Source organism: Enterobacter sp. N5-15, assembly GCF_057221635.1.
In genome coordinates this window covers 4,284,210-4,296,748 of record NZ_CM170150.1, presented here as the reverse complement: position 1 = coordinate 4,296,748, position 12,539 = coordinate 4,284,210, and the positions used below count along the sequence as shown (strand labels likewise).

12 protein-coding genes and 2 tRNA genes are annotated in these 12,539 nt (G+C 53.7%); 9 read left to right on the top strand and 5 right to left on the bottom strand.

All coding sequences use genetic code 11. The features are described 5' to 3' along the window. Positions 1-3: 3 nt before the first annotated feature. Genes pmrB through dacB form a run of 3 tightly spaced genes read right to left on the bottom strand, consistent with a single transcriptional unit; the run spans position 4 to position 3,142 of the window. The gene (gene pmrB / locus AC2TE5_RS20290) at positions 4-1,047 is read right to left on the bottom strand and encodes a two-component system sensor histidine kinase PmrB (RefSeq protein WP_484612278.1); all 1,044 of its coding nucleotides are present in this window, start codon (positions 1,045-1,047) and stop codon (positions 4-6) included. Continuing rightward, positions 1,044-1,706: a two-component system response regulator PmrA gene (gene pmrA / locus AC2TE5_RS20285; protein ID WP_024906362.1), complete on the bottom strand. Its 663-nt coding sequence runs from the start codon at positions 1,704-1,706 to the stop codon at positions 1,044-1,046. The genes pmrB and pmrA overlap by 4 nt, the downstream gene beginning before the upstream one ends. A 2-nt stretch (positions 1,707-1,708) precedes the next feature. Further along, entirely contained in the window at positions 1,709-3,142 is a 1,434-nt protein-coding gene (gene dacB / locus AC2TE5_RS20280; protein ID WP_213328859.1) for a serine-type D-Ala-D-Ala carboxypeptidase, read from the bottom strand. A 228-nt stretch (positions 3,143-3,370) separates the two neighbouring features. Here dacB and greA point away from each other — a divergent pair, with 228 nt between their 5' ends. Beyond that, positions 3,371-3,847 carry a transcription elongation factor GreA gene (gene greA / locus AC2TE5_RS20275; protein WP_014171793.1) on the top strand — a complete coding sequence of 159 codons (477 nt, stop codon included), beginning with the start codon at positions 3,371-3,373 and terminating at the stop codon, positions 3,845-3,847. A 151-nt stretch (positions 3,848-3,998) separates the two neighbouring features. Here the strand turns inward: greA and yhbY are convergent, their stop codons facing one another. After that, on the bottom strand, positions 3,999-4,292 hold the full coding sequence (gene yhbY, locus AC2TE5_RS20270; RefSeq protein WP_032614629.1) for a ribosome assembly RNA-binding protein YhbY: 294 nt from the start codon (positions 4,290-4,292) through the stop codon (positions 3,999-4,001). A 127-nt stretch (positions 4,293-4,419) separates the two neighbouring features. Here yhbY and rlmE point away from each other — a divergent pair, with 127 nt between their 5' ends. The 6 genes from rlmE (at position 4,420) to AC2TE5_RS20240 (ending at position 10,012) form a co-directional block, all read left to right on the top strand. Continuing rightward, on the top strand, positions 4,420-5,046 hold the full coding sequence (gene rlmE / locus AC2TE5_RS20265) for a 23S rRNA (uridine(2552)-2'-O)-methyltransferase RlmE (RefSeq protein WP_010436004.1): 627 nt from the start codon (positions 4,420-4,422) through the stop codon (positions 5,044-5,046). Positions 5,047-5,148: 102 nt separating this feature from the next. Then, positions 5,149-7,083 (top strand): ATP-dependent zinc metalloprotease FtsH, encoded by a 1,935-nt coding sequence (gene ftsH / locus AC2TE5_RS20260; RefSeq protein WP_010436002.1) that lies wholly within the window; start codon positions 5,149-5,151, stop codon positions 7,081-7,083. Between the two features lie 98 nt (positions 7,084-7,181). After that, entirely contained in the window at positions 7,182-8,030 is an 849-nt protein-coding gene (gene folP, locus AC2TE5_RS20255; RefSeq protein ID WP_045329744.1) for a dihydropteroate synthase, read from the top strand. After that, positions 8,023-9,360 (top strand): phosphoglucosamine mutase, encoded by a 1,338-nt coding sequence (gene glmM / locus AC2TE5_RS20250; protein WP_121424771.1) that lies wholly within the window; start codon positions 8,023-8,025, stop codon positions 9,358-9,360. Before folP ends, glmM begins: the two co-directional genes overlap by 8 nt. 223 nt (positions 9,361-9,583) lie before the next feature. Beyond that, positions 9,584-9,916, top strand: a complete 333-nt coding sequence (secG, locus tag AC2TE5_RS20245) for a preprotein translocase subunit SecG (RefSeq protein ID WP_023333590.1) — start codon at positions 9,584-9,586, stop codon at positions 9,914-9,916. A 9-nt stretch (positions 9,917-9,925) separates the two neighbouring features. Next, positions 9,926-10,012, top strand: a tRNA-Leu gene (locus AC2TE5_RS20240). A 153-nt stretch (positions 10,013-10,165) separates the two neighbouring features. On the opposite strand, the gene argG is transcribed toward AC2TE5_RS20240, so the two are convergent. Then, positions 10,166-11,512 carry an argininosuccinate synthase gene (argG, locus tag AC2TE5_RS20235; protein WP_484612277.1) on the bottom strand — a complete coding sequence of 449 codons (1,347 nt, stop codon included), beginning with the start codon at positions 11,510-11,512 and terminating at the stop codon, positions 10,166-10,168. Positions 11,513-11,799: 287 nt separating this feature from the next. Between argG and AC2TE5_RS20230 the strand changes: the two genes are divergently transcribed. Both AC2TE5_RS20230 and rimP read left to right on the top strand, forming a co-directional pair. Further along, positions 11,800-11,876 (top strand) — tRNA-Met (locus AC2TE5_RS20230). A 207-nt stretch (positions 11,877-12,083) separates the two neighbouring features. After that, a complete protein-coding gene (gene rimP / locus AC2TE5_RS20225; RefSeq protein ID WP_032639709.1) occupies positions 12,084-12,536 on the top strand; it encodes a ribosome maturation factor RimP in 453 nt (150 codons plus the stop codon). The last annotated feature ends 3 nt before the right edge of the window (positions 12,537-12,539 follow it).

Here is a 12,539-nt window from a genome sequence, read left to right as displayed (position 1 = left end):
TTTTTATTCCAGCGTTGAGGGCAGCCAGCAGCTGGCGATTAAGCCGCCTTCAGCGCCATTTTCAAGCGTTAATCTGCCGTGGTGGAGTTGCACGATGCGCTGCACGATACTCAGGCCCAGACCGCTGCCTCCGTAGCGCTGGTCAAGACGGCGGAATGGCTCGGTAATTGACTGTCGGTGCGCTTCATCAATCCCTGGACCCTGATCGATAACGCCGATCTGCGTCCCCCCGTCGACCTCGGTTAATGTCACCGTAATCGTTGTCCCTGTCGGGCTGTAGCGCCCAGCATTCTCCAGCAGGTTGCGCAGCATCAGGCGCAGGAGCACGGGGTCTCCCTGAACCGTGAGCGCGCTTTTAGCGGGCCAAATTACCGTATGCTCTTTGGCTTCATGCCCCAGGCCGAGAGGTTCAATGATATTTTCCGTCCAGCTCACGGTTTCGTAGTGGCCGCTGGCCATTGCCTGTCCGGCACGGGCCAGCATCAGCAGCTGTTCGACGGTATGCATGAGCTGATCGATACGGCTAATTAACGTCGCGGCCTGTGGCGCGCCTGACTGCGCCATGAGCTCCAGATGGAGCCGGATACCGGCAAGGGGCGTTCGAAGCTCGTGTGCGGCGTCAGCGGTGAAGAGGCGCTCCTGCTGAATGGTATTGTCCAGCCGGGCGAGCAGCTGGTTCAGGGAGGTTGTCACCGCCCCGATTTCTTCCATGTCGGAATACATGGGAAGCGGAGTTAAGTTATCCGCCGAGCGGTTAGCCAGGCTGTCACGCAGTTTATTCAGCGGTCGGGTTATCCAGGTGACCGCCCAGAATGAAAACAGCAGCGTGAAACCGACCATCACCAGCGAAGGGACGAGAAGAGAAGCAATCGCTTCGCGGATCTCTTTCTCGACATGGTTATTACGGGCTTTCGCCGACAGCGTTTCATTAACGAGAAAACCGATCTGCTCACGGCTTTCATGCCACAGCCAGATGACGCTTATCAGCTGAAAAAATAACAGAATGACCGCCAGCAGCACCATCAAACGCCGACGCATGCTGTTCATTTCTGGCTCTCCAGGCGATAGCCAACGCCACGGACGGTTTTGATTCTGTCCTTGCCGAGCTTGCGACGCAGGTTGTGAATGTGCACTTCAAGGGTATTGGACCCCGGATCGTCCTGCCAGGAGTAGATATCCTGCTGGAGCGTTTCTCTGTGCACCGTTTGCCCGCTGCGCATGATCAGACGCGTAAGCAAGGCAAACTCTTTTGGCGTCACCTCTACCGCCTGATCCTGGCGCAGTACCTGCTGGGTTTGCAGATTCAGCGTAATATCGCCGTCGGTCAGTAAGTTATCACTATGGCCCTGATAGCGGCGAATCAACGCTCGCACTCGAGCCTGCAGCTCCGCAAGCGCGAAAGGCTTCACCAGGTAATCATCTGCGCCTGCATCGAGGCCGGTGATACGATCCTCAATGGCATCGCGTGCCGTCAGGATCAATACCGGGTTGGCGATACCGCGGCGTCGCCACTGGCTGAGCAGCGTGGCGCCGTCTTTATCAGGCAGGCCCAAATCGAGGATCACCAGACTGTATTCGCCGCTCTGAATCAGGGCGTCCGCCTCCGCCGCGGTGCCGGCACAGTCGAGGGCATACCCTTCATTGGCCAGCCCCAGCGCCAGCCCTTCCTGCAATAACAAATCGTCTTCAACTATGAGTAGTTTCATCGCTAGTTATTCTGGTAGATGTCCTTATAAAGCCTGCTTTCGAAGCGAACAAGCGGAATACGACGATTGCGCTGGTCGGTCGGTTCGACGGCATAGCCGGAAAGATACTGCACGAATGCCATGCGTTGTCCGCTGGCGGTAGTGATGAAGCCTGCAAGGTTGTAAACTCCCTGCAGTGAGCCTGTTTTAGCGGATACTTTGCCATCCACGCCGGCAGCGTGAAGCCCGGCGCGATACTGCAGTGAACCGTCATGCCCGGCCAGCGGCAGCATTGAAATAAAGTTTAGCTCAGTGTCATGCTGTGCAATGTACTGAAGCACCTGCATCATCGTGGCCGGGGAGATCAAGTTATGACGCGATAATCCGGAGCCATCGACCGCGATGGTATTACCCAGCTCGATCCCGGCCTGCTGGCGCAGGATCTGACGAACGGCGTCTGAACCCGCACGCCAGGTGCCCGGCACGCCGAAACGCGCGTGACCAATCATGCGAAATACAGTGTCGGCAATCATGTTGTCAGACTTTTTCAGCATGATTCGCAGTAAATCGTGCAGCGGCGGGGACTGTTTGCTGGCGATGACCGTGCCGGGCTGGTTGACCTGCGTCTGGCGAAGCAGCGTGCCGGAGTAGGTGATTCCCGCCTGTTTCAGTTCATCTTTCAGAATGGCGCCCGCATAGCTTGCCCCATCCTGTATCGCAAAGGCCAGCGGCAGCGGATCGGCGCGCTGCGTCAGGCAGCCGGTAAGCGTGAAGCGGTTAAGATCGCCTGGCACCACGTCCAGCTCACAATATTGCGCATCCGGGGAGCCTTTCGCCAGCGTGCGAACCTGGCTAAACATCGTGACCGGGTAGTAGGACGCTATGCGAATAAACGCTAAATCATCTGGCTTCGGCGCGCTGTAAAGCGAAACCGAGAAGCAGTTACGGTCGACAATCGCGGCGGCGGGCGGGGCGCTAAAGCACTGGGTCATGTCGTTCCACGGCCAGCCAGGGGCTTTATCGTGGCTGGCAAAGATGGAGGTGTCGATCAGCACATTGCCATCAATTTTCTGCACGCCAGATTTTTTCAGCACCGCAACCATATTGCGGATATCCTGACGCTTAAAGGTCGGATCGCCGCCAAAACGGGCGATAAGATCGCCTTTCAGTTCACCGCCTGCTACGTTACCTCTGGTTTCGAGTGTGGTCGTAAAACGGAAGTCAGGCCCGAGCTGGAGCAGGGCGGCGAGGGCAGTGATCACCTTTTGGGTACTGGCAGGCAGGGCCATCTGTTGACTGTGATAGTCAATCTCGGGAGCCTGTGCGCCAACCTTCTGCACCATCAGGGCAAGGTTCGCGCCTGCGGGGAGCTGATTAATGTACTCATCAACATTCGCGGCCTGGGCGGTGAACGTTATACTGGTAGTCAATCCGATGATAAATCTGGAAAATCGCATAATCTCGCGCTAACAACCCGAAAACAAACCGTCATACTACGGTGCATGGCACTGCAAAGTAAACGATGACCCATAGTGAACTTCGCGGTAAAATGCATATCAAATTGAAAAATTGCTGCTGACCTGGGGCATTGCTCCCGGGTCGGTTTTCTTTTTGCTTCTTGCCCGCTTAGGGGGGCAGGAGCAGGGAACACTGCTCCCAACAGGAATGTTTAAGAGGTATAACAAATGCAAGCTATTCCGATGACCTTACGTGGTGCCGAAAAACTGCGCGAAGAGCTGGATTTTCTGAAATCCGTGCGTCGCCCTGAAATCATCGCCGCTATCGCGGATGCGCGCGAGCATGGTGACCTGAAAGAGAACGCTGAATACCACGCCGCGCGTGAGCAGCAGGGCTTCTGTGAAGGGCGTATTAAAGATATCGAAGCAAAACTGTCCAATGCACAGGTTATCGATATCACCAAAATGCCTAACAATGGGCGTGTGATCTTTGGTTCTACCGTGACCGTGCTGAACCTGGACAACGACGAAGAGCAGACCTATCGCATCGTGGGTGATGATGAAGCAGACTTCAAACAGAACCTGATTTCAGTGAACTCTCCGATTGCTCGCGGCCTGATTGGCAAAGAGCAGGACGATGTTGTCACCATCCGCACCCCTGGCGGTGAAGTGGAATACGAAATTATTAAGGTTGAATACCTGTAATTCGCTTCTCTACTAAGATGTTGATACATTGTAAAGAAAAGAAAAAGGCCGCATAGCGGCCTTTTATCAACTCAAGGAGCATGGCATTTTGCTCGCCTGCTGACAGAAATCCCTCGTTTCACACAGAAAATGTGTTTGATTCAGGATATCCTTAGCGTGGCAGCGAGATTTTGCGCTCTTTAGATGGGCGATAGAGCACCAGCGTTTTACCGATGACCTGTACATTACAGGCGCCGGTTTCGCGCACGATGGCTTCCACGATCAAGGTTTTAGTGTCTCTGTCTTCAGAGGCGATTTTCACCTTGATCAGCTCGTGGTGTTCCAGCGCTTGTTCAATCTCGGCAAGCACCCCTTCGGTCAAACCATTGTTGCCAAGCATGACTACAGGCTTGAGCGGATGTGCCAGACCTTTAAGGTGCTGTTTTTGTTTAGTACTCAGATTCATCGTATATTTTTGCTTACGTTGGGATTGAAAACGGTTCATTCTACCGCCATCTCCCTAATATCGCCAAATAGCAGCGTAGAAATTTACGCCAAAGGTAAGCAACGATGAACCCGGACGGAAATGTTAAATGACAGGTAAAAAGCGTTCTGCCAGTTCCAGCCGCTGGCTTCAGGAACACTTTAGCGATAAATATGTTCTGCAGGCGCAGAAAAAGGGGTTGCGTTCCCGCGCCTGGTTTAAACTTGATGAAATACAGCAAAGTGACAAACTTTTTAAGCCGGGGATGACGGTTGTCGACCTCGGCGCTGCCCCTGGCGGATGGTCCCAGTATGCGGTCACGCAGATCGGCGGAGCGGGTCGAATCATCGCATGCGATCTTTTACCAATGGATCCCATCGTCGGTGTCGACTTCCTTCAGGGCGATTTTCGTGATGAATTAGTGCTGAAAGCGTTACTTGAACGTGTGGGTGACAGTAAGGTTCAGGTTGTCATGTCTGATATGGCACCAAATATGTGTGGAACACCGGCGGTGGATATCCCCCGCGGCATGTATCTGGTTGAGCTAGCGTTAGAAATGTGTCGTGATGTTCTGGCGCCTGGTGGTAGTTTTGTTGTGAAGGTGTTTCAGGGCGAAGGTTTCGAGGAGTATCTTAAGGAAATTCGCTCCCTGTTTGCGAAGGTTAAAGTTCGTAAGCCGGACTCTTCCCGGGCCCGTTCCCGAGAAGTGTATATTGTAGCGACCGGGCGAAAATGATAACCGGTAGATTTCAGGCGAAAGTTTGAATGAAACTGGATATAGAGTATCCTGACGCTGTTTTTAACACAGTTGTAATGTGAGGTTAATCCCTTGAGTGACATGGCGAAAAACCTAATTCTCTGGCTGGTCATTGCCGTCGTGCTGATGTCAGTATTCCAGAGCTTTGGGCCCAGCGAGTCGAATGGCCGCAAGGTGGATTATTCTACCTTCCTGCAGGAGGTCAATCAGGACCAGGTTCGCGAAGCGCGTATCAACGGACGTGAGATCAACGTTACCAAGAAAGATAGTAACCGTTACACGACTTACATCCCGGTGAACGATCCTAAGCTGCTTGATAACCTTCTGACCAAAAACGTCAAGGTAGTTGGCGAGCCGCCAGAAGAACCAAGCCTGCTGGCTTCTATCTTCATTTCCTGGTTCCCGATGCTGCTTCTTATCGGCGTCTGGATCTTCTTTATGCGCCAGATGCAGGGCGGCGGTGGCAAAGGTGCCATGTCGTTCGGTAAGAGCAAGGCGCGTATGTTGACGGAAGACCAGATCAAGACCACGTTCGCTGATGTCGCCGGTTGTGACGAAGCGAAAGAAGAGGTGGGTGAACTGGTTGAGTACCTGCGTGAACCGAGCCGTTTCCAGAAGCTGGGCGGTAAGATCCCGAAAGGCGTGCTGATGGTTGGCCCTCCGGGTACCGGTAAAACCCTGCTGGCGAAAGCCATCGCGGGTGAAGCGAAGGTGCCGTTCTTTACTATTTCAGGTTCTGACTTCGTTGAAATGTTCGTGGGTGTCGGTGCATCTCGTGTGCGTGACATGTTCGAGCAGGCCAAAAAGGCAGCTCCGTGCATTATCTTCATCGATGAAATCGACGCCGTAGGCCGCCAGCGTGGCGCAGGTCTGGGCGGTGGTCACGATGAACGTGAACAGACGCTGAACCAGATGCTGGTTGAGATGGACGGCTTCGAAGGTAACGAAGGTATCATCGTTATCGCGGCGACTAACCGTCCGGACGTACTTGACCCTGCGCTGCTGCGTCCAGGCCGTTTCGACCGTCAGGTTGTTGTGGGTCTGCCGGACGTTCGCGGTCGTGAACAGATTCTGAAAGTTCATATGCGTCGCGTACCGCTGGCACCAGATATCGACGCGGCAATCATTGCGCGCGGTACCCCGGGCTTCTCCGGTGCGGACCTGGCTAACCTGGTCAACGAAGCCGCTCTGTTTGCCGCTCGCGGTAACAAGCGCGTCGTATCGATGGTGGAGTTTGAGAAAGCGAAAGACAAAATCATGATGGGTGCGGAACGTCGCTCCATGGTGATGACGGAAGCGCAGAAAGAGTCCACGGCATACCACGAAGCGGGTCACGCGATTATCGGTCGCCTCGTGCCGGAACACGATCCGGTGCATAAAGTGACGATTATTCCGCGCGGTCGTGCGCTGGGTGTGACCTTCTTCCTGCCTGAAGGCGACGCGATTAGCGCCAGCCGTCAGAAACTGGAAAGCCAGATTTCTACCCTGTACGGTGGTCGCCTGGCAGAAGAGATTATCTACGGTGTGGAACATGTTTCTACCGGTGCGTCCAACGACATCAAAGTCGCGACAAACCTGGCGCGTAACATGGTGACGCAGTGGGGCTTCTCCGACAAACTCGGTCCGCTGCTGTATGCAGAGGAAGAGGGTGAAGTATTCCTGGGTCGTTCTGTGGCTAAAGCGAAACATATGTCCGATGAGACGGCTCGTATCATCGACCAGGAAGTAAAATCTCTGGTAGAGCGTAACTATGCACGTGCTCGCCAGATCCTGAACGACAATATGGACATCCTGCATTCGATGAAAGATGCGCTCATGAAATATGAGACCATCGATGCACCGCAGATTGACGACCTGATGGCGCGCCGTGAAGTGCGTCCGCCAGCAGGCTGGGAAGACCCAGGCGCTTCCAATAATTCTGACAACAATGGCACCCCGCGTGCGCCGCGTCCGGTTGATGAACCGCGTACGCCAAACCCGGGCAACACCATGTCAGAACAGTTGGGCGATAAGTAAGTCACTCCTGTTGACGCGTTTGTCTGTACCTCAAACCCTGGAGCTTGCTCCGGGGTTTTTCATTTCTGTTTAACGATATAGATATCAGGGATTTCGCCATGAAATTATTCGCTCAGGACTCGCATCTCGATCTTTCACATCCCCATGTGATGGGGATCCTGAATGTTACCCCTGACTCCTTCTCTGACGGCGGCACGCACAACACGCTTATCGAGGCGGTTAAGCACGCGAATTTAATGATTAATGCGGGTGCCACCATCATTGACGTTGGCGGCGAATCGACGCGTCCGGGCGCGGCGGACGTGTCTGTGGAAGAAGAGCTGGCGCGCGTGGTGCCGGTGGTTGAAGCTATCGCGCAGCGGTTTGAAGTGTGGATCTCCGTTGATACCTCCAAACCGGAAGTGATTCGTGAAGTGGCGAGAGTGGGCGCTCACATTATTAATGATATTCGCTCACTGACTGAGCCTGGCGCGATTGAGGCGGCAGCGGAAACTGGCCTGCCGGTCTGCCTGATGCATATGCAGGGTCAGCCGAAAACCATGCAGGAAGCACCGAAGTACGACGATGTCTTTGCCGACGTGAATCGCTTCTTTATTGAGCATATCGCGCGCTGTGAACGTGCAGGTATCCCAAAAGAGAAATTGCTGCTCGACCCGGGGTTCGGTTTCGGTAAAAATCTCTCACACAATTATGCGTTGCTTGCGCGTCTGTCGGAATTCCATCACTTTGGTCTGCCGCTGCTGGTGGGGATGTCGAGAAAGTCGATGATTGGGCAGTTGCTGAACGTGGGGCCGAGCGAGCGCCTGAGCGGCAGCCTGGCCTGCGCGGTGATTGCGGCAATGCAGGGTGCGCACATAATTCGTGTCCATGACGTCAAAGAAACAGTAGAAGCCATGCGTGTGGTGGAAGCCACACTGGCAGCGAAGGAAAACAAACGCTATGAGTAATCGTAAATATTTTGGTACCGATGGTATCCGTGGGCGTGTAGGCGATGCTCCCATCACCCCTGATTTTGTCCTGAAGCTCGGCTGGGCTGCCGGTAAAGTGCTGGCGCGTCATGGTTCCCGTAAGATCATTATCGGTAAAGACACCCGTATTTCGGGCTATATGCTGGAATCTGCGCTGGAAGCGGGTCTTGCGGCGGCCGGACTGTCCGCCTCCTTTACGGGCCCAATGCCAACGCCTGCGGTTGCGTATCTGACGCGCACCTTCCGTGCGGAAGCGGGAATTGTCATCTCGGCTTCTCACAACCCGTTCTACGACAACGGCATTAAATTCTTCTCCATTGACGGCACCAAGCTTCCGGATGACGTGGAAGAGGCTATTGAAGCCGAAATGGAAAAAGAGATCACCTGTGTTGATTCCGCAGAACTGGGTAAAGCCAACCGTATCGTTGATGCGGCGGGTCGTTATATCGAATTCTGTAAAGGCACCTTCCCGAATGAGCTGAGCCTCGCTCACCTCAAAATTGTGGTGGACTGTGCAAACGGCGCGACCTATCACATCGCCCCGAATGTCTTCCGCGAGCTGGGTGCGAAAGTGATCACCATTGGCTGCGAGCCGGATGGTCTGAACATTAACGAGCAGGTGGGTGCAACTGACGTTCGTGCCCTGCAGGCGCGTGTTCTGGCAGAGAAAGCCGATCTGGGTATTGCCCTGGACGGCGACGGTGACCGCGTGATCATGGTCGACCACGAAGGCAACAAGGTCGACGGCGATCAGATCCTCTACATCATTGCACGTGAAGGTCTGCGCCAGGGCCAGCTGCGCGGTGGTGCGGTGGGTACGCTGATGAGTAATATGGGCCTGGAACTGGCGCTGAAACAGCTCGGTATTCCGTTTGTCCGCGCGAAAGTGGGTGACCGCTATGTGCTGGAAAAACTGCAGGAGAAGGGCTGGCGCATCGGTGCAGAAAACTCGGGTCACGTGATCCTGCTCGACAAAACCACCACCGGTGACGGTATCGTGGCCGCGCTGCAGGTGGTTGCCGCGATGGCGCGCAACCATATGAGCCTGCACGATCTGTGCAGCGGGATGAAAATGTTCCCACAGATCCTGGTAAACGTACGCTTCACTGCCGGTAAAGGCGATCCGCTGGAAAATGAGAACGTCAAAGCGGTGATGGCTGACGTTGAAGCGGCCCTGGGCACTCGTGGACGCGTGCTGCTGCGTAAGTCCGGTACCGAACCGCTGATCCGCGTGATGGTGGAAGGTGAAGACGAAGCGCAGGTAACCGAATTTGCACACCGTATTGCCGATGCGGTAAAAGCTGCATAATCGTGCACGCTAAATGTATAAAAAGGCGGCTGTTGCCGCCTTTGTTTTGAGCAATTAATGGCTTTTTGCTGTTTTTTTCCGCAGTTGATACAATGCGTCAAAAATGCCCTTGCGAAGGCCATTCGCTTTGGTTAGTATTCACACCCGCTTCAGTGGGAAACAAAAATCCTGCTAATTGGTCGAAGCATTGGTATGCGGCAAATCCGCAAGGAACAGGTTGATTATGTACGAAGCTCTTTTAGTTATTTTCCTTATTGTAGCCATCGCTCTCGTAGCGCTGATTATGCTGCAGCAAGGTAAAGGCGCTGATATGGGAGCCTCCTTCGGAGCAGGCGCTTCCGGTACGCTGTTTGGCTCAAGTGGTTCTGCGAACTTCATGACCCGCACAACGGCGATTCTGGCTACGCTGTTCTTCATCATCAGTCTGGTGCTTGGCAATATCAACAGCAATAAGACCAGCAAAGGAAGCGAGTGGGAAAACCTGAGCGCGCCAGCGAAAACTGAGCAGACTCAGCCAGCTGCACCGGCTAAGCCAACCAGCGATATCCCGCACTAAGTATTCTGTACCGAGGTGGTGGAATTGGTAGACACGCTACCTTGAGGTGGTAGTGCCCTAACGGGCTTGTGGGTTCGAGTCCCATCCTCGGTACCAATATTCCAGAAAAAAGACGTCGAAAGACGTCTTTTTTTTCGTCTGTATATTGTGGTGGCGGCCAAAATGGCGGGTGGCGCTGCGCTTACCCGCCCTACAAATACCATATAAAAAAGGCGCCCTGTGGGCGCCTTTTGCATGCTTTGCTACAGATTACTTCTTATCGCTGTGTTCAAGGTTCTCAACCTGCGGCAGGCCGTTACCGGAACTGGCGGAGAGCAGGCCATTCTCAATATAGTTGAACAGCTTCTCGCGGGTATCGGTGATGTCCAGATTACGCATGGTCAGCTGACCGATACGATCGTCCGGAGAGAAGACTGAATCACCTTTCTCCATGGTCAGACGCTCTGCTTTATAGGTCAGATTGTCAGACACGGTATTCAGGATGGAGTAGTCGTTACCGCGACGCAGTTCCAGCGTCACTTCACCGGTGATCGCGCTTGCCACCCAACGCTGCAGCGCATCACGCAGCATCAGCGCCTGTGGATCGAACCAGCGGCCCTGATACAGCAGTTTACCCAGCTGACGGCCATGAGAGTGGTACTGCTCAATGGTGTCTTCGTTGTGAATGCCGGTCAGCAGACGCTCATAAGCGATGTGCAGCAGGGCCATTCCCGGGGCTTCATAGATGCCACGGCTTTTCGCTTCGATGATGCGGTTTTCAATCTGATCGCTCATGCCCAGGCCGTGACGACCGCCAATACGGTTAGCTTCCAGCATCAGCTCAACATCATCAGAGAAGGTTTTACCGTTCAGCGCAACCGGATGGCCGCGTTCGAAACGCACGGTCACTTCTTCAGCCTGGATTTTGACGTTCTCGTCCCAGAACTTCACGCCCATGATCGGGTTAACGATCTTCACGCTGGAGTTCAGGAATTCCAGGTCTTTCGCTTCGTGCGTCGCACCCAGCATGTTGGAGTCGGTGGAATAGGCTTTCTCGACTGACATCTTATAGTCGAAACCGCAGGCGATCATAAACTCGGACATCTCATGGCGGCCACCCAGCTCGTCGATGAAGTCGGTGTCCAGCCACGGCTTGTAGATCTGCAGTTCGGCGTTGGTCAGCAGGCCATAGCGATAGAAACGTTCAATATCGTTACCTTTATAGGTGCTACCGTCACCCCAGATATTGACGCCGTCTTCTTTCATCGCCGCAACCAGCATAGTGCCGGTGACCGCACGGCCCAGCGGGGTGGTGTTGAAATAGGTCAGGCCGCCGGTGGTGTTATGGAACGCACCACACTGAATAGCCGCGATACCTTCAGCGACCAGTTGCTTACGGCAGTCAATCAGGCGCGCGTTCTCTGCACCATACTCTTTAGCGCGACGAGGAATGGCATCATAGTCGTCCTCATCCGGCTGACCCAGGTTCGCAGTGTAGGCATACGGAACCGCTCCCTTCTGGCGCATCCACAGCAGTGCAGCGCTGGTATCCAGGCCACCTGAGAAAGCGATGCCAATACGTTGTCCAACCGGAAGATGCTTGAGAATCGTCGTCATAGAATAAAACCCTGCTTGATTGACTGATTAGAGACCGCTTTCGCTCTCTTGTGCATTTTTATGCAAAATAAGTGAGTATTCATTTAATCATCTTTTGGCGAAGACCGGAAGAGAGTCGTGCGTTTTTTGTAAAAATTTTGGTCTGATCGCTCTGGCGGAAGTTGGGTTGACAGGTGGGGTCAACTATCAATATACTAAACGCCGATTTTACGTCCCGTCTTCGGTACCAAATCCCAGCATTATTTGCAAATTCTGTCCAAAACGCGTAGAATTTGCCACGTTTCAGGCGCGGGGTGGAGCAGCCTGGTAGCTCGTCGGGCTCATAACCCGAAGGTCGTCGGTTCAAATCCGGCCCCCGCAACCACTTTCCCATAAAGTTCTTTTTCAAATATACTGTGAAGACTTAGAGCCTTCGTAGCTGGATTTGAAAAAATTCTTTCGGAAAGTGCTCCAGGCCACAGTTGTGGCTATAGGGTTCAGTTATCTAAAGCCCCGATTTATCGGGGTTTTTTGTTATCTGACTACAGAATAACTGGGCTTTACGCCCTTTTTTTATGTCTTGGGGGTGGGCTTGTCCACATTAGAGCAAAAATTAACAGAGATGATTACTGCACCGGTCGAAGCACTGGGCTACGAACTGGTCGGCATCGAATTCGTTCGCGGCCGTACATCGACGCTGCGCATCTATATTGATAGTGAAGATGGCATCAATGTTGATGATTGTGCTGATGTTAGCCACCAGGTGAGTGCGGTTCTTGATGTTGAAGACCCGATTACCGTTGCGTACAACCTGGAAGTTTCCTCACCTGGCCTCGATCGCCCGATGTTCACGGCCGAGCACTACGTGCGCTTTACCGGTGAAGAAGTGGCTCTCGTTCTGCGTATGGCCGTACAGAACCGCCGTAAATGGCAGGGAATTATCAAAGCCGTTGATGGTGAAATGATCACGGTGACAGTCGACGGCAAAGATGAAGTGTTCGCGCTGAGTAATATCCAGAAGGCGAACCTGGTTCCCCACTTTTAACAG

What these genes read in the sequence shown, in the direction of transcription:
- folP (WP_045329744.1), top strand. Translation starts at nt 7,182, where the DNA reads ATGAAATTATTCGCTCAGGACTCGCATCTCGATCTTTCACATCCCCAT.
- yhbY (WP_032614629.1), bottom strand. Translation starts at nt 4,292, where the DNA reads ATGAATCTGAGTACTAAACAAAAACAGCACCTTAAAGGTCTGGCACAT.
- ftsH (WP_010436002.1), top strand. Translation starts at nt 5,149, where the DNA reads ATGGCGAAAAACCTAATTCTCTGGCTGGTCATTGCCGTCGTGCTGATG.
- greA (WP_014171793.1), top strand. Translation starts at nt 3,371, where the DNA reads ATGCAAGCTATTCCGATGACCTTACGTGGTGCCGAAAAACTGCGCGAA.
- pmrA (WP_024906362.1), bottom strand. Translation starts at nt 1,706, where the DNA reads ATGAAACTACTCATAGTTGAAGACGATTTGTTATTGCAGGAAGGGCTG.
- secG (WP_023333590.1), top strand. Translation starts at nt 9,584, where the DNA reads ATGTACGAAGCTCTTTTAGTTATTTTCCTTATTGTAGCCATCGCTCTC.
- dacB (WP_213328859.1), bottom strand. Translation starts at nt 3,142, where the DNA reads ATGCGATTTTCCAGATTTATCATCGGATTGACTACCAGTATAACGTTC.
- glmM (WP_121424771.1), top strand. Translation starts at nt 8,023, where the DNA reads ATGAGTAATCGTAAATATTTTGGTACCGATGGTATCCGTGGGCGTGTA.
- rlmE (WP_010436004.1), top strand. Translation starts at nt 4,420, where the DNA reads ATGACAGGTAAAAAGCGTTCTGCCAGTTCCAGCCGCTGGCTTCAGGAA.
- argG (WP_484612277.1), bottom strand. Translation starts at nt 11,512, where the DNA reads ATGACGACGATTCTCAAGCATCTTCCGGTTGGACAACGTATTGGCATC.
- pmrB (WP_484612278.1), bottom strand. Translation starts at nt 1,047, where the DNA reads ATGAACAGCATGCGTCGGCGTTTGATGGTGCTGCTGGCGGTCATTCTG.